We start from the raw sequence: 17,933 nt of genomic DNA, 5'->3' as shown, positions 1-17,933 counted from the left end.
GTGAACGTCGACGCGGTGATGGTGCGGGAGGCGTCCGAGGCCAGGAACAGCACCGAGTCGGAGATGTCGTCCGTGGTGGCCATGCCCATCCCCAGGATCGGCGTGAAGTGCGGGAGGAACTGGGGCATGTTGGTGAACACGTCGTGGGCCGCCGGGTCGTCGGCACCCATGGGGGTCAGCACGCCGTAGGGGTGGATCGTGTTGACGCGGATCCGGTGCTCACCGAGCTCCTTGGCCGCGGTCTGCGCGAGGCCCACCACGCCGTACTTGGAGGCCGAGTAGGGCGACTGGACCGGCATGGCCTTGAGTCCGGCGACGGAGCTCACCAGGACGATCGATCCACCGTTGTCCGCCGCGAGCATGTGCGGGATGGTGGCCTTGAGGGTCTTCCAGTACCCCGTGAGGTTGATGTCGATCGTGTCCTGCCACTGCTGCTCGTCGATCTCCCAGACCTTGCCCCAGTTGCAGATGCCGGCGTTGGCGATCACCACGTCCAGACGGCCGCCGAACTGCTCGACCCCGCGGGCGACCAGGTCCTGCTGGAACGCCAGGTCGCGGACGTCGCCGATCTCGACGAGGATCTCCCCGCCCTCCGCGCGGACCTTCTCGACCGTCTGCGCGAGGTCGTCCTCGGTGGCCGCCTTGTAGCCGACGTGCTCGGACGGCGAGGCGCACAGGTCCAGTCCGATGACACTGGCACCCTCCCGGGCGAAACGGATGGCGTGCTTGCGGCCCTGGCCGCGGGCGATGCCGGTGATGTAGACGACCTTGCCGTCGAAGTCTCCCATGGACTGTGGTTCCTTTTCCTCTACGGACGTAACAGGGAGGCCCGGCGGACCGCCCACCGGGTCACTCTCCCAGGCGACGCATGAACCCGTCGGGGATCACGTAGTCATCCCTGGTGAGCTCCGAGATCGAGGACTTGCTCAACCCGATCAGGCTGGAGTCCAGGCCCGAGCGCAGGACGTCCAGGACGTTCTCCACGCCGGCCTGGCCGTTGGCGCCCAGGCCCCACAGGTACGCGCGGCCGATCATCACGGCGCGGGCGCCCAGGGCGAGCGCCTTGGCCACGTCCGAACCGCGCCGGATCCCGCCGTCCATCAGCACCTCGACCTGACCGTCGACGGCGTCGACGATCGGTGCGAGGCAGCGGATCGAGGCCGGGGTGCCGTCGAGGTTGTTGCCACCGTGGTTGGAGACCGAGATCGCGCTGACGCCGGCGTCGACGGCACGCCGGGCGTCGTCGATGCGGGTGATGCCCTTGAGCATGACCGGCCCGTCGTAGTTGTCCACGACCCACGCGATGTCCTCCCACGTGGCCGGCGGGGTACCCATCCACTCGCCGTAGGCGCCGAAGAAGGTCGGACCCATCTCGCCCTGGTGCACGAGGTTCGGCGTGGTCAGGTCGGGGAAACGCTTGTTGGTCACCACGTCACGCGCCCACTCGGCGGCCCAGCGCGGACGCACCGCGATCTCCGGGGCGAGGGTGAGCATCGCCTTGGCGTCGAGCTTCTCCGGGATGGTCGGACTGCCCCAGTCGCGCCCCATGGAGAACGACCAGTCGGTGGTGAGGATGACGCCCGCGGCGCCGGCGGCCTTGGCCCGCTCGAGGCGCTCGAGGACCTTCTCCTTGCCGCCGAGCCAGTACACCTGGAAGAAGGTCTGCGGGTTCGCGGCGATGACCTCCTCGATCGGCTTGGAGGCGAAGGAGCTCAGTCCCATCGCGGTGCCGCGCGCGGCGGCCGCGCGGGCCACGTCGACCTCACCGTCCGGGGTCACGGCCTGGACCCCGGTCGGCGAGATCATCACCGGGAGGCTGATCGGCTGCCCCATCACCGTGGTGGCCATGTCCCGCTCGGCCTTGGCCCCGATCACGTGCGGCTTGGGACCCAGCTCGGCGAACGCGGCCGTGTTGTCGTCGATCGTCACGCCCTGCTCACTGCCGGCCACCAGCGCCATGTAGACGCTCCGGGGCAGCTTCTTCTTGGCGCGGCGCTGGGCCTCGGCGACCGATTCGAACCAGGGGTTGCGGCGCCAGGGGTTGGCCTCGGCGATCTTCGACAGGCGTGACACGGGAGAGGGCTCCTTCGGGGGGAGGACGTGGGCGGTGGCGGGTCGGCCGGCCGACTCAGACGGGGGACTCGTCGCACAGGCTGGTGGGCCTGCGCGGCGGGGTGGTGACGAGGGTCAGCGGGACCGGGCCGGTGGGCTGCTTGCGCGCCGCCAGCCCCTTGACCCGGGAGTGGTCCTGTGACGGCGAGGGGATGCTGCGCTCGGCCGCGAGCAGTCCCTCGCCGTAGCCCTGGACGCACTCCGGGTCTGGCCCGTCCATGGGCAGGCCGGTGAAGAACTTGGCCGCCATGCAGCCGCCGCGGCAGCTGTCGTAGAAGTTGCAGGACGCGCAGGCCCCGGCCGACTGGGGCTCACGCAGCTCGCGGAAGAGCTCCGAGGTCTGCCAGACGCTCTCGAAGCCGCCGTCGGAGACGATGTTGCCGGCGAGGAACTCCTCGTGGATCGCGAACGGGCAGGCGTAGACGTCCCCGATCGGGTCGATGAGGCACACCACGCGGCCCGCGCCGCAGAGGTTCAGGCCGGGCAGCGAGCCCTGGCCGTCGCCGAAGGCCGACAGGTGGAAGAAGCTGTCACCGGTGAGGACGTTCGACCCGTGCTCGACCAGCCAGTCGTAGAGGTCCTTCTGCTGCTCGGGGAGCGGGTGGAGGTCGTCCCACACGTCCGCTCCGCGGCCGGAGGGGCGCAGGCGGGTGATGCGAAGGGTGGCGTCGTACTTGTCCGCCAGGGCCTTGAACTCGTCCAGCTGGGTCACGTTCTCGCGGGTGACCACCACCGAGATCTTGGCGTCGGTGAAGCCGGCGTTCTTGAGGTTCTCGAGGGCACGGACCGCCATGTCGAACGAGCCCGGGCCGCGGACCGCGTCGTTGACCTCGGCGGTGGCACCGTCGATGGAGATCTGCACGTCGACGTAGTCGCTCGCGGCCAGTCGCTGCGCCACCTTCTCGTCGATGCGCACGCCGTTGGTGGAGAACTTCACGCCCACCTGGTGGCTGGTCGCGTAGTCGACGAGCTCCCAGAAGTCGGGGCGGACGGTGGGCTCGCCACCGCCGATGTTCACGTAGAAGACCTGCATGCGCTGCAGCTCGTCGATGATCGCCTTGCACTGCTCGGTGCTCAGCTCGCGGGGGTCGCGCTTGCCCGAGGAGCTCAGGCAGTGCACGCACGCGAGGTTGCAGGCGTAGGTGAGCTCCCAGGTCAGACAGATGGGGGCGTCGAGGCCGCGCTCGAACTGGTCCACGAGGCGGCCGACGGGGGCGGGGGCCGCCGGGCGGCTGAGCGTGCTGGTCATGAGGTCTCCTCGATCATGCGCGAGGCGGCGAGCTGGCCGAGCGCGTGCAGGTACAGGCGGGCGGTCCCGGGGTCGTCGATCGGTACACCGGCGGCCGCGCAGGCGGCGCGGGCGGTGGGGTGGTCGGCGAGGATGCGGACCACCTCGACGATGGTCGGCGACTTGAGAAAGCTGAGCTTGCGGGTGTGGAAGTGGTAGAGCAGGGCCCCGAACGGCTCGGGACGCAGCGCCACTCCGGGGTGCAGGCGCCAGCCGGCGTCGAGATCGAAGGCCGCGGGCGCGGCGTCCTGTCCGGCGCCGGCCGGCGCTGCTGCGGAGGTCATGTCAGTAGACCCCACACATACCGTCGATCGAGACCTCCTCGATGAGGGCCTCCTCCAGCACTACCTCGGTGTTCTGGGTGTTCTCCACGGCGGTTCCTCTCGTCAACGCGGTTGGGTTCCTCACCACTCCAGGTGAGACCTGCATCATATTGGCACCTAGTGCCAATTGCAATGGTCAATGCACGGTCCGCGTCCGGGATGGCTCTAGGCTTGTCGATCATGGGAATGTCGGAGTCTGACGACAGTCGCGTCCCCGGGCGACGACCGTCCACGACGCGCGCCTCGATCGTGGCGGTGGCGTTGAGGCTGTTCGCGCGCCAGGGATACGACGCGACCAGCGTCGACGAGATCGCCGAGGCCGCACACATCTCCCGGCGGACCCTCTTCCGGTACTTCCCGGGGAAGGCGGCGATCGCGTGGGGCGAGTTCGACGTGCAGATGGACGGGATGCGGCGACAGCTGGCCGAGATCCCCGGCTCGACCCCGCTCCGGGACGCGCTGGCGGACTCGCTCGTCGCGTTCAACACCTTCCCGGACTCCGAGACCCAGGTGCACCGCCTGCGGATGGGACTACTGCTCGGGGTGGACGAACTCCAGGCCCATTCGACGCTGATGTACGCGGACTGGCGGAGGGCCGTCGCGGAGTTCGTGGCCGCGCGTCGCGGGGAGACCGTGCACGATCTGATCCCGGCCGCCACGGCTCACGCCGCGCTCGGGATCGCCCTCTCGGCGTACCGGCGCTGGGTCGACGAGCCCGACGCCGACCAGGCCCGGCTCCACGAACTCCTCAGGCAGGGGACGTGCATCCTGGCCTGAGGCGGCGGGCCGGCGGTGGGCACCGCGGTGCGTCAGGCGGTGCGCGACACCCGGAACCTACCGGGGAGTAATATCGGCTGGATGACCGACACCGCACCCGTCCAGCCCGCACCCACCCAGACGTACCGCCTCTGGCAGAAGGCCACCCGGCTGCCCTTCGGCTCGCGCCTGTTCAGCGCGGCCGTGAGCCTCAAGGCCCCCTACTTCCGCACCGTCCTCCCGCACGTGGTGGACGTGCGGCCCGGACGCTGCGAGGTGCGCGGCCCGGGCTGGTGGGGCAACCGCAACCACATCGGCACCTTCCACGTGATCGCCGCCCTCAACCTGGCCGAGATGGCGATGGGCGTGCTCGCCGAGGCCACCGTGCCGGCCACCCACCGGTGGATCCCCGTGGGCATGAACGTGCGCTACCCGGCCATGTCGACCGGCGGCCTGACCGTCACCGCCGAGTGGACCGAGATCCCCGACTTCTCGGCCATCACCAGCGGGCAGGACATCGACGTCCCGTTGCGCTTCGTCGACGACGCCGGCGTCGAACCGGTGGTCGGCTCCATCACCATCCGGGTCTCCCCCAAGACCAAGCGCTGACGGTCGCGGGCGCGTCAGTCGCGGGTCCGGGCGTCGAAGGCCTTGACGGCGATCGGGGCGATGATCACCGTCAGCCCCACGATCCACAACAGTGACGCCAGGACCGGGTGCTGCAACGGCAGCGCGGCATCCGGTCCGACGGCGGGGGCGTTGCCCCAGAGCTCACGCATCGCCTGGACGACCGAGGCCAGCGGGTTCCACTCGGCGACCGGCCGCAGCCACGACGGCATCGACTCCGGGGGCGCGAAGGTGTTGGCGAGGAACGTGATGGGGAAGATCGTGGTGAACATGACACCGTTGACCGCCTCGATGGTCTTGAGCCGGGAGCCCACGACGATCCCGATCCAGATCATGACGAACCCGAAGCCCAGCAGGATGAGGTAGCCCAGCACGGCGTCGACGATCCCGCTCCGGATCCGCCACCCCACGACGAGCCCCGTCAGCGACATCACCACCACTCCGATGGAGGAGTGGATGAGGCTGGACGCGCTACGCGCGATGAGGATCGACGCTCGCTGGATGGGCAGGGTCCGGAAGCGGTCGATGATCCCCTTGTTGAGGTCGTTGCACAGTCCCGCGGCCACGACGAACGAGGAGAACGCCATGGTCTGCGCCATGATGCCCGGCAGCAGCCACTCGCGGTAGTTCACGCCGCCGGCCACCGCGATCGCGCCGCCGAAGACGAAGGCGAACAACAGGACGAACATCACCGGCTGGATGGTGACGTCCGCCAGGTTCTCCGGCTGGCGCCGGATGTGGAAGAGGTTGCGGCGCACCAGCGCGGAGATCTGCCGGCTCAGCGGCGGCCCCTCGTGACGGACCGGCATCGCGAACCGCTCGTGGGTGGCCGAGGTGTGGGTGGGGTCGGCGACGGTGCTCATACCCGGTTCTCCTGTTCGATGGTCTCGACGTCCGCGGCGTCCGCGGTGTCCTCGGCCCTGCGTCCGGTGAGGGACAGGAAGACGTCGTCCAGACTGGGGCGCTGCAGGCCGATGTCGTCGAGTTCGATGCCGGCGTCGGTGAACGCGGTGGCGATCCCCGCCAGCGCCGAGACGCCCTCCGACGGCGCGGTGAGCCGACGCGCGTCGCGGTCGACGTGCAGTTCCCCGATCCGGCCGTCGAGGACGCGGACGGCCTCGTCGACGTCGTCCGGCCTCGAGACGGTGATGACCAGGCTGGCCGCACCGGAGCGGTCCTTGAGCTGCAACGGGGTGCCCTCGGCGATGACGCTGCCGTGATCGATGACGATCACCCGGTCGGCCAGCTGATCGGCCTCGTCGAGGTACTGCGTGGTGAGCAACAGTGTGGTTCCGTCGCGGACCAGGTCGCGCAGGACGTCCCATAGTTCGTTGCGCGAGCGGGGGTCGAGCCCGGTGGTCGGCTCGTCCAGGAACAGCACGGGCGGGGCCGCGACGAGGCTGGCCGCCAGATCGAGCCGGCGCCGCATGCCCCCGGAGTAGCTCTTGGCGACCTTGGTCGCGGCGTCGCTGAGCGAGAACTTCTCCAGTAGCTCGTCGGCGCGCGTCTTGACCATCTTCTTGGGCAGGCCGTACAGGTCCCCGATGAGGCGCAGGTTCTCGCGCCCGGTGAGCAGCTCGTCGACGGTGGCCGCCTGCGCGGTCAGGCCCATGGCCTTGCGCACCTCGGCCGGGGCACCCATCACGTCGTGCCCGGCGACGCGGGCGGTGCCGGAGGTGGGCGGGCTCAGGGTCGTCATCATGCGGATGGTGGTGGTCTTGCCGGACCCGTTGGGCCCCAGCAGTCCGAGGACCGATCCGGTGGGGACGGAGAAGGAGATGTCATCGACGGCGGTGAAGTCGCCGAATTTCTTGACGAGGTGTTCCGCCTCGATCGCCGGGGCGTCGGACGCCAGTCTGGTACTCACTCGCCAAAGAGTGCCGCGCCGGGAAACGGTAGTCAATACGCAGGTCCGCCAATGAGGACCGATCGCGTCCTATGGCTTGCTGGTCACCGTGTGGAACGCCACGACCGGGGCAACGTATCGTGGGGAGGTTGCCGCGCTACGTCTCGCGTCCCGCGGCGAACCGTCTCTCGAACAAAGGATGACCGGTACCCATGAGCCCCATGTCGACCATCCCGCCGACGATCGCCCGTTCGTGGCTGCTCCTGCCTGCCGACAAGTCCGAGCGCTTCGACGCGGCCGTGAACTCCGAGATGGACGTCGTCGTCCTGGACGTCGAGGACGGGTGCCGCCAGTCGGAGAAGGAACGCGCTCGTCGTGAGGTCCGCCAGTGGCTCGAGGCCGGCAACCACGCGTGGGTCCGGATCAACGACGTCCGCTCCCCCGAGTGGGAGAAGGACCTCATGGCCCTGGGCCACTGCCCCGGCCTCGACGGCGTGATGCTGGCCAAGACCGAGAACCCGGAGCACGTCTCGCTGACGGCCGCCCGGTTGGCCGCGGACACCCCGATCGTCGCCCTGGTCGAGTCCGCCGACGGTCTGGCCGCCGCCACGGAGATCGCCAAGACCGACCAGGTGGTGCGCCTGGCGTTCGGCATCGGTGACTACCGCCGCGACACCGGGATCGGGTCCTCGCAGATCGCCATGGCCTACACCCGGTCGCAGTTCGTGGTGTCCAGCCGGGTCGCGCGCGTGGCTCCGCCGATCGACGGGCCCACCATCTCCAACGACACCCAGGTCCTCATGGACGCCGCCGAGCACGCGGTCGAGATGGGCATGACCGGCAAGCTGTGCCTGCGGGTGGACCAGGCCCCGTACATCAACGAGGTCCTGTCCCCCTCGGCCGCCGACGTCTCGTGGGCCGAGTCAGTGATCGACGAACTGGGGCCCGGCGGCGAGCGGTGCCGCGACGGCGCGGACCTTCCGCGGCTGGCCCGCGCGCAGAAGATCGCGCACCTCGCGCAGGCCTACGCCGTCGCGCGCTGACCCGCCTCGGGGGCGAGTCAGCTCAAGGGGCGAGTCGCCGGTGACAAGCGGCAGTTCCGGATCGCCGGCCCAGGCGGTCATGGAGCCGTCGTACACCGCGACGTCCTCCCGGCCGACGAGCGCCAGAGCGTGCGCGACCCCGGTCGCCGCAGTAGGTCACGACGGTCCGGTCGTCGAGCAGGCCCGCGGCCTCGAACTCGCGGCGAAGCTAACGCGTCGCTGCACTGAGGTCAGTGGACCCGCTGCAGCCGTACGTTGACGAACTCGCCGAGGCCCCAGCGGCCCAGCTCGCGGCCGTAGCCCGAGCGCTTGACGCCGCCGAAGGGCAGGCCGGCCATGGTGGTGCCGTGCTCGTTGACGTAGGCCATCCCGACCTCGAGCTTCTCGGCCACCTCGGAGGCCTTGTCGGTGTCGGCCCCCCACACCGAGCCGGACAGGCCGAAGGGCGTGTCGTTGGCGACGCGCACGGCCTCGTCGACGGAGTCGTAGCCGTACACCATGGCGACGGGGCCGAAGATCTCCTCGGTGTAGGCGTCCATCTCCGGGGTGATGCCGGTGAGGACGGTGGGCTCCATGAACGCACCCGGTCGATCGATCGCGCGGCCTCCGGTCACGAGGGTCGCGCCCTGCTCGACGGCGCGCTCGACCTGCTCGACCACCCCGTCGCGGGCGTCCTCCGAGGACAGCGGTCCGAGCCCGGTTCCCTCGTCGGCCGCGGGGCCGACCTTGGTCCCCTCGTACAGGTCGCGGAGCTTGCCCACGAAGTCGTCCTTCATGTCCGCCGGAACGAACATCCGCTTGGGCGAGTTGCATGCCTGGCCGCAGTTCGACAGCCGCGCCTTGCCGACGGTCTCGACCAGCTCGTCCAGGTCGTCGGTGTCCAGGACGATGAGCGGGTCCGAGCCGCCCAGTTCGAGAACGCTGGTGGTGAGGTTCTCCCCCGCCACCTTGGCCACGGCGGCGCCGGCGCCCTCGCTGCCGGTGAGCGAGACGCCCTTGATCCTGGGGTCGGCGATCATCTCGGCGACCGTGTCGCTGGAGGCGTAGACGTTGACGTACGCGTTCTCCGGAAGCCCGGCCGCGCGCTGCACCTTCTCTATTGCCGCGGAGGAGCGCGCGCAGATGCTGGCGTGCTTGAGCACGATGGTGTTGCCCAGGAGCAGGTTGGGGGCCGCGAACCGGGCCACCTGGTAGTAGGGGTAGTTCCACGGCATCACGCCGACCAGGGGTCCGACCGGTTCGTGGGTCACGCGATTCAGGCGGGCGCCCGGCACGTCCAGCGTCTCGGGCTCCAGCAGCGCGGGGCCGTGCTCGCCGTACCAGCGGTAGATCGAGGCGGCGAGCTTGACCTCCCCCTGCGCCTGGTCGGGCAGTTTGCCCATCTCGGTGGTGATGGCCTTGGCGAGCTCGTCGGCGTGCTCGTCGAAGGCGTCCGCGATCGCCAGGAGGATCCGCGCCCGCTCCGCGACGTCGGTGGCGCGCCAGGAGGTGAACCCCTCGGTGACGGTGGACAGGATCCCGTCGACGTCGTCGGTCTGGTCGTACTGGCTGTCGGTCGTTCCCGTTGACGGATCGTGGGTGACGTACATGTGGGTCCTCCCGTGGTTCGCGTCCGCCGGGTGATCGACCCGGCTCTACGTCCGACGGTAGGACAGCCTTGCCTCGCCTGCATCCGGTCGGGGGGTGCGGCGGCCGCGCGGAGCCCGGTCATCACACCGACGGTGACCGAGACTCCGCGCCGCTGTGCCTCCACTCAGGGTGAGGCCACTCGGAAAGGGGCCGTCATGCCCATCCCTGGGCGGCGCGACGGTCGGCATCCGCCATACCCTGGTTTCCCTGACTCGCTGCCCGCGAGATCTCCGCGAGCATCGCCTGCAGGGCGGCGGCGGCCTGGTCCCAGTCGTTCTGGTGGGCCTGATAGGCGACAGCGGCGTCGCCCTCCCATTCGGCGACGAGCGGTGCGAGGTACGCCCTGAGATCGTCGAGGGTGGTGCGCAGCGCCGTTGACGCCGAACCGACCTGGCCGACGAGCGCCTCGATCGGGCCGTGGTTATAGGTGATCTGTCCTGAGGTCATGAGAATTCTCCCGACTGGAGGTGGGTGGTCAGATGTTCAGAGGGCCGGAGGCGCCGACCCGGCTGATCGCCTGCGCGGAGTCCTGATCGGCGGCCTCGAACGACGTGCTGTTGGTCCGCATGGTCTCCGAGATTCCCGCCAGGGCGGTGTTGAGCTTGGTGCTCTGCTGCTGCCACTCCGCCATGATCGTCGCGAACCGGGCCTGGGCCGCACCCCGCCACACCGACCCTCCGAGCTGCGACACCGAATCCCGGACGTTCCCGAGCAGTCGATCGATCTCAGTGTTCACGTCGTCGACCCGTCTGGCCGCGGTGTCCATGGTCCCGATGTGGGTGTTGAAACCGGCCATCTCGTCCTCCCCTTTGTGGTCCTGCGGCCCCTTCCTGGGTCCGTCACAGTGTTCGACGTCCCCGGGGCCGGGTTCGGTTCCATCCGCCACGACGACCACCCGGGGGGGCGACTCAGACTCCCTCGTGTAACCGGAGAGCGGCCTCGACCGGAGCGAGATCCGGAACGACGAAGGAGAGCAACCGCGCCTGATCGCAGGCGTCCACCACCCGCTCGGCGTTGCGTCCGCGGGCCAGGATCTCGGTGGAGCCGGTGCCCGCCTCCCGCCGCCCACGCCGTAGCGCGGTCACCGCCTCGAGCACACGGGGCACCTCGTCGTCGCGCATCGAATCCCGGCACGGATCCCACCGGTGGACGATGGTCCGGTCGATCAGGGTCAGCTCCCCCCGCGTGCGTTCGACGAGGCTCACAGTGGTCCTCGCGGCGCAGGCCTCCACGCACACCGCCCAGCGGGCCGAGGATGAGGGCAGCGCCTCGGCGGTCACCAGCGCCGCGCGGACGATGTGGGGTGACACACCCAGGCCCTCCGCAGCGGATGCCAATCGGGCGGAGCGGGTGTTGCCCCACCCACTGGGAACGATGAGCACCACTCCGTCTCCGTCCCCCGCCGCGCCCCACCGCAGGGCCCGGGAGACCGGAGCCGCCAGGAGTTCCTCCACGGGGACGGAGAGCCCGGCCACGTCGGTGCGATCCCGGTGAGCGCCCGCCAGCGGGTCCGGCAGACAACGGTCCGGGTGCCGGAGGGCGACGGAGTCGACCCGCTCGGAGCACTCGATCCGATCGCCCCCGGGTGGTAGCGCGGAACCGTCTGCACCTGCGAGGACGGAGGTGGGCGCGACCGCCGGGGAGAGAACGGTCGACGCCGACGCCGACGCCACCGACAGTCCGGAACAGGAGAGATCGACCGCGATGGTCGCGCCCACGGGGGTCACGGTTCCGCGAGTGCGGTCTGCACCAGTCGGACGCCCCCGTTGCGGGTGACGAGCCTGCCCCGACCCGCCGGCAGGTGGGTGGGACGTACTCCTCCGAGAAGGGGGCCCTCCTCGCGGCTCCCGGACATGATGAGGCCGGCGCCGCCCAGGTCCCGGATCCCTCCCACGAGACCGTCGTACAGCGCGCGCGAGGAACCCGCGGTCCTCCGCGCGAGAACCACGGAGAACCCGATGTCGCGGGCGTGCGGGAGGAATCGGGTCAGCGCGGACAGCGGGTTCCCCGCACCGGTGATGACGAGGTCGAGGTCGTCGACGATCAGGTGGATTCGCGGACCGTTCCACCACGAGCGGGCGCGTAGTTGCTCCGGCGTGATCCCGACGCCGGGCATCCGGCCCTCGAGGATCTGGACCAGGTGATCGACCATCGGCACCAGCGCCGTCTCGGTGGCGGCGTATCCCGCGAGATGATCGCCCTCGATCTCGCCCAGCATGGTGCGGCGGTAGTCCACCACGATGACCTTCGCCGCCTGTGGGCTGTTGCCGGCGACCAGCCCCCGGGTGACGGCCCGGAGAACAGAGGTCTTGCCGCATTCCGAATCGCCGAGCACCAGCATCAGCGGGTCCGCCTCGAGGTCCGCGTAGACGACCTTGAGGTCGGATTCGTCCACACCGAGAGGCACCCGCGTCCGTGTGCCGTCCGGACCCGGGCGCGCCAGACCCGCGAGTTGGGCGTACGGCAGGACCTCCGGGAGCATTCTGACCGGCGCCGCGTTGACGGGGCCCACCAGGGCCCGCCACCGCTGCGCCAGGTGCCGGGAGGCCGAGACGGTGGCGTCGGCGATGCCATCCGGGTCGACGAGTCCGTCGAGCCGGGGTTGGTAGACGAGCATGTGGTGGCGTTCGCGGGTCAACCCCCGGCCGGGAGAGGCGGGGACGGTCATCGCCGCCCGGCGGTCGATCATCGAATCCGTGGGATCACCCAGCCGGAGTTCGACACGGGTACCGAGCGCGTCCCGCAGCGCCGGCCGGAGGTCGGCCCAGCGGGCTGCGGACAGGACGACGTGGACGCCGTAGGACAGGCCGTCCGCGGCGAGCCCCACCACGAGCTGTTCCAGGTCCTCGACCTCGGTCCGGAACGCCTGCCAGCCATCGATCACCAAGAGGATCTCGGGATACTCGGCGATCGACCGACCGTCGCGCCCGATCAGCCGGCGGCGGGCGTGGTCGACGGACGTCACTCCCTCGTCGCGGAACGCCGCCTCCCGGCGCTTGAGTTCGACGCCAACCTCCGCGACCGTTCGACGGATCTTCTCGTCCTCGCCGCGCCTGGCGACACCACCGACATGGGGGAGCTCGGCGACCGACTGGAGAAGCCCGCCACCGAGGTCCACGACGTATACCGAGAGCCGGTCGGGTCCGGTGGTCGCCGCGGCGGCCAGCACCAGGGTGCACAGGGTGGTCGACTTGCCCGACCTCGTCCCGCCCACCACCGCGACGTTGCCGTCCGCCCCGGAGAGGTCCACGACCCAGGAGGCTCGACGCTGTTCGAACGGCAGGTCGACCTCGGCGATCGGGAAGCGCAGGCTCGGCGGGCTCTCGTCGCTGGACACCGTCGGTTCTGTTCCGACCGCCGTGTCCAGGGCTGCGCCGGCCCCCAGAGGCGGGAGCCAGACCTCGTGTGCGGGTCTTCCGTGACCGGCGAGCCGACCGACGAGGACGTCCAGCAGACTCGTCTCCTCATCCCGGTCGTCGGGGACTGGCGCGTCGCGTCGGACGGCGGCCGCCGATGGGGCGGGAGCGGCCACCGGCATGTACCAGGACGTGAACGGACGCACTGTGGCGCGGGCGACCGGGACGGCGACAGAGGAGCCGTCACGTCGACGATCCTCTCGATGGGGCCCCGAGACGTAGGCGGCGTCGAATCGCACCGGCTCGCCGGAATCGACCTTCAGAAAGCCCGCGCCCGGCGTGGCGGGCAGGTGATAGGCGTCGGTCACACCCAGGACGGTGCGGGACTCGGTCGCGGAGAACGTCTTGAGGGCGATCCGGTAGGACAGGTGACTGTCGAGACCGCGCAATCGTCCCTCCTCGAGCCGTTGAGACGCCAACAGCAGATGGATGTGCAGACTGCGCCCGAGACGCCCGATGGTGAGGAACAGTTCCGCGAACTCCGGCTTGGAGGACAACAGCTCGGAGAACTCGTCGACGACGATCACCAGTGCCGGCAGGGGATCGAGCTGCGCTCCCCTCGCCCGCGCCGCCTCGTAGTCGCCCACACCCGCGTAGTTGCCCGCGGCGCGGAGCACCTCCTGTCGCCGGTTCAGTTCGCCCTCGAGCGCATCCCGCATCCGGTCGACCATGGTGATCTCGGACTGGAGGTTGGTGATCACGGCTGACACGTGGGACAGCGACTCGAGTCCGAGGAACGTGGCCCCGCCCTTGAAGTCCACCAGCACCAGGTTGAGCGCGTCCGGGTCGTGCGTGGCGACCAGACCCAGGACGAGGGTGCGCAGGAACTCGGACTTCCCGGACCCTGTCGCGCCGACACACAGGCCGTGCGGGCCCATTCCGCCGTGCGCGGCCTCCTTGAGGTCCAGCTCCACGGGGGCTCCATCCGGGCTCACCCCCACCGGGACGCGCAGGCGGTCGCGTTCGCCGCGACGTCGCCACGCCACCGCCGGGTCGACGCGGGTGGCCATCCCGATCCCCAGCAGGTCGGGCAGACCGGGGACCCGCCTGGTGGAAGTGGAGCCGTCGGCGTGTGTCACGGTGTCGGCGGGTCGGTAGCGGGCGAGTGCCATGGCGAGCCGCTCCGCTTCCGGAAGGCTCATGGAATCGGCCCTCGCGATGTCCTCCTCCCCCGATTCGGTGTGTACCGACGCCCTGCCGTCGTCGTCGAGCCGGATACACAACCCGAGACGGGTCGCGAGGTCGCGCAGCTGCCCGGCGCGACTGCCGGAGACCTCGAGAACGGTCACGCCGTCCAGTCCGTCCTCGGCCACCAGACGCTCGGCGCCGGTGACTCCCACGCCATCCACGATGACGACGAGATGAGGCACCTCCCGACCGTCCCTCGCGTTCGTCCCGAAAGCGGGCCGCACCGCGATGTCCTCGGAGAGCATCGACTCGACCCCGGCGAGTGAGAACTCGGTGAGTCGCACCCGTCCGCCGCCGTCCGTGTACGTCGGGTGTTCGTGGTGAGGGAGCCACTTGAGCCATTCCCAGGCCCGGCGGGCGTTCCCCTCGCTCGCGGCGACCGCCACGCGGACCCGGTCGGGACCGTGGGAGACGACGAGTCCTGCCAGTGCCGCTCTGACCGCAGATCTCGCCACGTCCACATCACCGTCCAGGGAGACCGCGGCGAACGCCCGCAACTCCAGCGCCACAGGCAGGTCGTCCACCACCGAGTGGACTCTCACGAAGCGCCTCATGCTCACGACCGAGACGGGCTCCAGATCGTCGACCGGACCGGTGTCGGGGGCGGACAACCGGGTCGCCAGGGACTGCCGCCCGGGGCCCAGTCGTACTGTGAGGTACTCCGCGTCGCCCTCCTCCCGCTCCCACATCCGTGGCGTTCCGACCAGCGCGGGCAGCTCCACCGGGTCGGGGTGTCGCCACAGTGCGGCCGCCCGCTGCGCGACCACGGTCTCGTGGACGGTCTCCCGGGTCTGACCCAGGTAGCGGAGGTAGTCCTTCCGCAGTTCGTCGGTCTCACCGGTCTTGTTGCCACCGGACAGGCTGCCGGCGAGCATTCCGACAGCGGAGACGGCCATCATCACGGGGAAGAGCATGAACATCGGGTTGCGCATCATCCCCGTACGCATCATCACCACGACCATCCCGACCACGGCGACGACGAGGACGACGGGGAGAACGATCTGCACCAGTGGCCTGGGAGTCGGCCGGGGCAGTCCCGGAGGGGCCTGGAGGGTGAGCTCACCGGTCGACACCTCCGGGGCCTCGAGCCGCTCGCCGCGGGTGAAGACCACGTCGCCCATCCGCGCCCGCCTCCTCGTCCAGTTCCTGCCGCCCGGTCCCCGACGACCCGTTCCTCGTCCGAAACCGGAGGAGGGGCCCCCACGGGAGCATCCCGCCGTCGACAATGGTCGCCGTGTCGAAGCGCGATGTTAGGGCAGTGCACGTCGTGACGGGGACGTCAACCGACCAGGGTGGCACCGCCGGCGACCGGGTGGGCAGGGACGAGTGGGAGGACAGGGCGTGACGGGGCGGGACGAGCCCGGGGGCGTCGCCTCGGGCGTCGAGCCGCTCGACCAGCGTCGGGTGTCGATCGTCTGCCGAACGACACGAGTGGATCTGAGTCTGCCGGCCCATCTCGAGCTCGTCGCCGTGATCCCCGAGATCGTGGACCTGGTCCGCGATCGGATCCGGGCGGCCGCGGGGCCCGCCTCGAGTGTGGACGTCGACGCCCGGATGGGTGGGCACGCGAGCGGGTCATGGCAGCTGTCGAGGTTGGCGGGTGGACCACTGGCCGTCTCCGAGACACTCGCGCAACAACGTGTGCACGACGGAGAGATCCTCGTGCTGGACCACCGACCCGTGCCCACTCCGGCGCCGCTGTTCGACGACGTGCTGCAGGGGCTCACCGATCCGGACGTGGCGCGCTCCTCCGTCTGGAGTCGCCGCGACGCCGTCGACACGGCCACCGCGACGACTGCGGTGGCCGTGGTGGCCGCCGTCGCCGCACTCGTCGGCCAGTGGTGGAACCTCGGGGGGATCGTGCCCCCTCTCGTGGCCGCCCTACTGGCCGCTCTCGGCCTCGCGGGGGTCCTCGCACTCCGCCGGACCGCCGCCCCCGTCTCCGCACACGCCGTGGCGGGGGCGTCCACGTACGGGTTCACCGTCCTCGCGGCGGGGACGGTCGGCGCGGCCCCCGGCGGAGCGGGGAACCTGATGGGTGGCCTCACCGCCGGGGCGGTCCTCGCCGGTGTGCTGCGGTGCACCGTGTTCCGGACGGGCCACGATCGGTCGTACGGTCTCGCGGCGGGTTACCTGGCTCTGGCCCTCGTGTCGGCGGTGGGCGCGATCACCGCCATGATCGTCGCGTACACCACCGTTCCCGTGCACGCCGTCGGAGCCGGAGCCGTCCTCACAGGCCTGCTGCTGCTCACCGCCGCACCCGGCGTGTCGATCTCGGCGGCCCGGATCCCGATCCCCCCGGTTCCGGCGCCGGGCGAGGACGTCGAGGCCGGGGATCTGGGCGAGGTCGATCACGACCTGCGCGCGCGGCATGCCGATGACCGACGGTCGCATGGACCTCTACCCACACCGGCGGTCCTGAGGCACCGCTTTCTCACCTCACGTTCGTGGCTCACCGGCCTGTTGGCCGCAGGGGGCGCGATCTGCACGGCCGGGGCACTCGTGGCGCTGACCGGTGGTCCCGCGTCCACCCGGTGGTCCGCTCCCCTGGCACTGGTCGTGATCCTGACGTTGGTCCTCCGGGGCCTCGGGTACGCCGACCGGGTGCACACGACGGTGCTGCTGGCATCGGCCCTGACGCTGGCGTCCGGCCTGCTGCTCGGGGCGGCCGTCACCCATCCGTCGCCGGTCGGGATGGTGATCCCCGCGGCCGCCGCCCTGGCCGCAGCGGTCGTCGTCGCGGCGACGGCACTCCCCCATGTCGAACTCTCCCCTGCCGTGCTGCGCGCCGTGGGGACGATCGAGGTGATCGGTATATGCGTGCTCGTACCGCTCGCCGTGGGCGCGATGGACGTCTACTCGACCGTCCGTCAGCGATGAGGTCGGGCCTGCTGGTACCCCTCGCGGCCACCGTGGCGATCCTGACCGCGCACTCTGTCGATGGTCAGGTGGCGGCCGCGCTCGAGCGGCCCTCCATCGACGGTCCCGTCCCGGAGGTCGGCCCTATCGATCCCGGTTCAGCCGAATCGGGATTGCGGCGTGACGGCCCCTGTCGCACCACGGCTGCAGTTCTCGACCCGTCCGCCCCGCCCGCCTCTGCGACGGTTGACGATCTCAGTGCGGCGTGGATCCACGGGCGGGGGGAGGGGCAGGTGGTGGCCGTGATCGACACCGGTGTCAACCCCGGTCCCCGTCTGCCACGTGTTCGTGGGGCCGGCGACGTCGTCCCCGGCCGGGACGGCACGGAGGACTGCGATGCGCACGGCACTCTGGTGGCCGGGGTGCTGGCCGCGAGCGAGGACGACTCGGGCCATTCCGGTGTGGCGCCGGGCGTCGAGATCGTCACGATCCGGCAGTCGAGCAGTGTCCTGAGGTCGACCGCACGCTCATCCGACGTCACCTCGGTCGGATCCGGGGTCGGCACACTCTCCTCCCTGGCGAGGGCGATCCGCGCGGCGGTGGACGCGGGTGCCGGCGTGATCAACATCTCGGAGGTGGCCTGCGTTCCCGCCGGTACCGCGCTGGCCGACGACACGCTCGGTGGAGCGGTCCGCTATGCCGCGGTCGACCACGACGTCGTGCTGGTGGCGGCTGCGGGCAACGTCGGTCAGACCTGTGGGGACCAGAACCCCGACCACCCCGATCCCGCCGCTCCCGGGGACGACGGATGGGACGACGTCGTCACCGTGGCGGTGCCCGCCTGGT

General features: G+C 70.5%; 17 protein-coding genes and 1 pseudogene. 5 read left to right on the top strand and 13 right to left on the bottom strand.

Annotation, left to right across the window (positions count from 1 at the left end):
- The 5 genes from G6028_RS00580 to mftA form a co-directional block, all read right to left on the bottom strand.
- Window positions 1-788 (bottom strand): mycofactocin-coupled SDR family oxidoreductase (locus G6028_RS00580; protein WP_182657687.1); only part of this gene is annotated, 788 nt, incomplete at its 3' end.
- Window positions 789-849: 61 nt separating this feature from the next.
- Window positions 850-2,073: a pre-mycofactocin synthase MftD gene (mftD, locus tag G6028_RS00575; protein ID WP_182610384.1), complete on the bottom strand. Its 1,224-nt coding sequence runs from the start codon at window positions 2,071-2,073 to the stop codon at window positions 850-852.
- A gap of 55 nt (window positions 2,074-2,128) precedes the next feature.
- Complete coding sequence (gene mftC / locus G6028_RS00570) at window positions 2,129-3,361, bottom strand: mycofactocin radical SAM maturase (protein ID WP_179525884.1); 1,233 nt, start codon at window positions 3,359-3,361, stop codon at window positions 2,129-2,131.
- On the bottom strand, window positions 3,358-3,684 hold the full coding sequence (mftB, locus tag G6028_RS00565; RefSeq protein WP_179525885.1) for a mycofactocin biosynthesis chaperone MftB: 327 nt from the start codon (window positions 3,682-3,684) through the stop codon (window positions 3,358-3,360). Before mftB ends, mftC begins: the two co-directional genes overlap by 4 nt.
- Before the next feature lies 1 nt (window position 3,685).
- A complete protein-coding gene (mftA, locus tag G6028_RS00560; protein ID WP_422110512.1) occupies window positions 3,686-3,811 on the bottom strand; it encodes a mycofactocin precursor MftA in 126 nt (41 codons plus the stop codon).
- A gap of 98 nt (window positions 3,812-3,909) precedes the next feature.
- Between mftA and mftR the strand changes: the two genes are divergently transcribed.
- Window positions 3,910-4,500, top strand: coding sequence for a mycofactocin system transcriptional regulator (gene mftR, locus G6028_RS00555; RefSeq protein ID WP_182657685.1), 591 nt, complete (start codon window positions 3,910-3,912; stop codon window positions 4,498-4,500).
- Window positions 4,501-4,581: 81 nt separating this feature from the next.
- Entirely contained in the window at window positions 4,582-5,088 is a 507-nt protein-coding gene (locus tag G6028_RS00550; RefSeq protein ID WP_182609471.1) for a hotdog fold domain-containing protein, read from the top strand.
- A 14-nt stretch (window positions 5,089-5,102) separates the two neighbouring features.
- On the opposite strand, the gene G6028_RS00545 is transcribed toward G6028_RS00550, so the two are convergent.
- Together G6028_RS00545 and G6028_RS00540 are read right to left on the bottom strand one after the other, a co-directional pair.
- Window positions 5,103-5,969, bottom strand: a complete 867-nt coding sequence (locus G6028_RS00545) for an ABC transporter permease (RefSeq protein ID WP_179525889.1) — start codon at window positions 5,967-5,969, stop codon at window positions 5,103-5,105.
- Window positions 5,966-6,973 (bottom strand): ATP-binding cassette domain-containing protein, encoded by a 1,008-nt coding sequence (locus G6028_RS00540; RefSeq protein ID WP_179525890.1) that lies wholly within the window; start codon window positions 6,971-6,973, stop codon window positions 5,966-5,968. The genes G6028_RS00545 and G6028_RS00540 overlap by 4 nt, the downstream gene beginning before the upstream one ends.
- Window positions 6,974-7,173: 200 nt before the next feature.
- Here G6028_RS00540 and G6028_RS00535 point away from each other — a divergent pair, with 200 nt between their 5' ends.
- On the top strand, window positions 7,174-7,995 hold the full coding sequence (locus G6028_RS00535) for an HpcH/HpaI aldolase/citrate lyase family protein (RefSeq protein ID WP_179526319.1): 822 nt from the start codon (window positions 7,174-7,176) through the stop codon (window positions 7,993-7,995).
- 24 nt (window positions 7,996-8,019) lie between these two features.
- Here G6028_RS00535 and G6028_RS17520 read toward each other — a convergent pair.
- The 6 genes and pseudogenes from G6028_RS17520 to eccCa form a co-directional block, all read right to left on the bottom strand.
- Window positions 8,020-8,203 (bottom strand): annotated as a pseudogene (locus G6028_RS17520) (sulfurtransferase); the annotation flags it as partial.
- A gap of 22 nt (window positions 8,204-8,225) precedes the next feature.
- Window positions 8,226-9,584, bottom strand: a complete 1,359-nt coding sequence (locus tag G6028_RS00530) for an NAD-dependent succinate-semialdehyde dehydrogenase (RefSeq protein ID WP_179525892.1) — start codon at window positions 9,582-9,584, stop codon at window positions 8,226-8,228.
- A 193-nt stretch (window positions 9,585-9,777) separates the two neighbouring features.
- Window positions 9,778-10,071 (bottom strand): WXG100 family type VII secretion target, encoded by a 294-nt coding sequence (locus G6028_RS00525; protein WP_182616040.1) that lies wholly within the window; start codon window positions 10,069-10,071, stop codon window positions 9,778-9,780.
- A gap of 28 nt (window positions 10,072-10,099) precedes the next feature.
- The gene (locus tag G6028_RS00520) at window positions 10,100-10,420 is read right to left on the bottom strand and encodes a WXG100 family type VII secretion target (protein WP_179525894.1); all 321 of its coding nucleotides are present in this window, start codon (window positions 10,418-10,420) and stop codon (window positions 10,100-10,102) included.
- A gap of 112 nt (window positions 10,421-10,532) precedes the next feature.
- Window positions 10,533-11,342, bottom strand: a complete 810-nt coding sequence (locus G6028_RS00515) for a hypothetical protein (protein WP_179525895.1) — start codon at window positions 11,340-11,342, stop codon at window positions 10,533-10,535.
- A gap of 5 nt (window positions 11,343-11,347) precedes the next feature.
- Window positions 11,348-15,349 (bottom strand): type VII secretion protein EccCa, encoded by a 4,002-nt coding sequence (eccCa, locus tag G6028_RS00510; protein ID WP_182657683.1) that lies wholly within the window; start codon window positions 15,347-15,349, stop codon window positions 11,348-11,350.
- Window positions 15,350-15,569: 220 nt separating this feature from the next.
- Here eccCa and eccD point away from each other — a divergent pair, with 220 nt between their 5' ends.
- Both eccD and G6028_RS00500 read left to right on the top strand, forming a co-directional pair.
- The gene (gene eccD / locus G6028_RS00505; protein WP_182616043.1) at window positions 15,570-17,108 is read left to right on the top strand and encodes a type VII secretion integral membrane protein EccD; all 1,539 of its coding nucleotides are present in this window, start codon (window positions 15,570-15,572) and stop codon (window positions 17,106-17,108) included.
- A gap of 281 nt (window positions 17,109-17,389) precedes the next feature.
- On the top strand, window positions 17,390-17,933 hold a 544-nt coding region (locus G6028_RS00500; protein ID WP_338404112.1), incomplete at its 3' end, for a S8 family serine peptidase.

It is taken from the genome of Dietzia cercidiphylli (genome assembly GCF_014145145.1).
Taxonomy (GTDB): domain Bacteria; phylum Actinomycetota; class Actinomycetes; order Mycobacteriales; family Mycobacteriaceae; genus Dietzia; species Dietzia natronolimnaea.
This window is presented reverse-complemented; position numbering and strand designations above follow the sequence as displayed.

Excerpts from the sequence above, each read along its gene's own strand:
- mftC (WP_179525884.1), bottom strand. The coding sequence starts at position 3,361 with ATGACCAGCACGCTCAGCCGCCCGGCGGCCCCCGCCCCCGTCGGCCGC.
- mftB (WP_179525885.1), bottom strand. The coding sequence starts at position 3,684 with ATGACCTCCGCAGCAGCGCCGGCCGGCGCCGGACAGGACGCCGCGCCC.
- mftR (WP_182657685.1), top strand. The coding sequence starts at position 3,910 with ATGTCGGAGTCTGACGACAGTCGCGTCCCCGGGCGACGACCGTCCACG.
- G6028_RS00550 (WP_182609471.1), top strand. The coding sequence starts at position 4,582 with ATGACCGACACCGCACCCGTCCAGCCCGCACCCACCCAGACGTACCGC.
- G6028_RS00545 (WP_179525889.1), bottom strand. The coding sequence starts at position 5,969 with ATGAGCACCGTCGCCGACCCCACCCACACCTCGGCCACCCACGAGCGG.
- G6028_RS00535 (WP_179526319.1), top strand. The coding sequence starts at position 7,174 with ATGTCGACCATCCCGCCGACGATCGCCCGTTCGTGGCTGCTCCTGCCT.
- G6028_RS00530 (WP_179525892.1), bottom strand. The coding sequence starts at position 9,584 with ATGTACGTCACCCACGATCCGTCAACGGGAACGACCGACAGCCAGTAC.
- G6028_RS00525 (WP_182616040.1), bottom strand. The coding sequence starts at position 10,071 with ATGACCTCAGGACAGATCACCTATAACCACGGCCCGATCGAGGCGCTC.
- G6028_RS00520 (WP_179525894.1), bottom strand. The coding sequence starts at position 10,420 with ATGGCCGGTTTCAACACCCACATCGGGACCATGGACACCGCGGCCAGA.
- eccCa (WP_182657683.1), bottom strand. The coding sequence starts at position 15,349 with ATGGGCGACGTGGTCTTCACCCGCGGCGAGCGGCTCGAGGCCCCGGAG.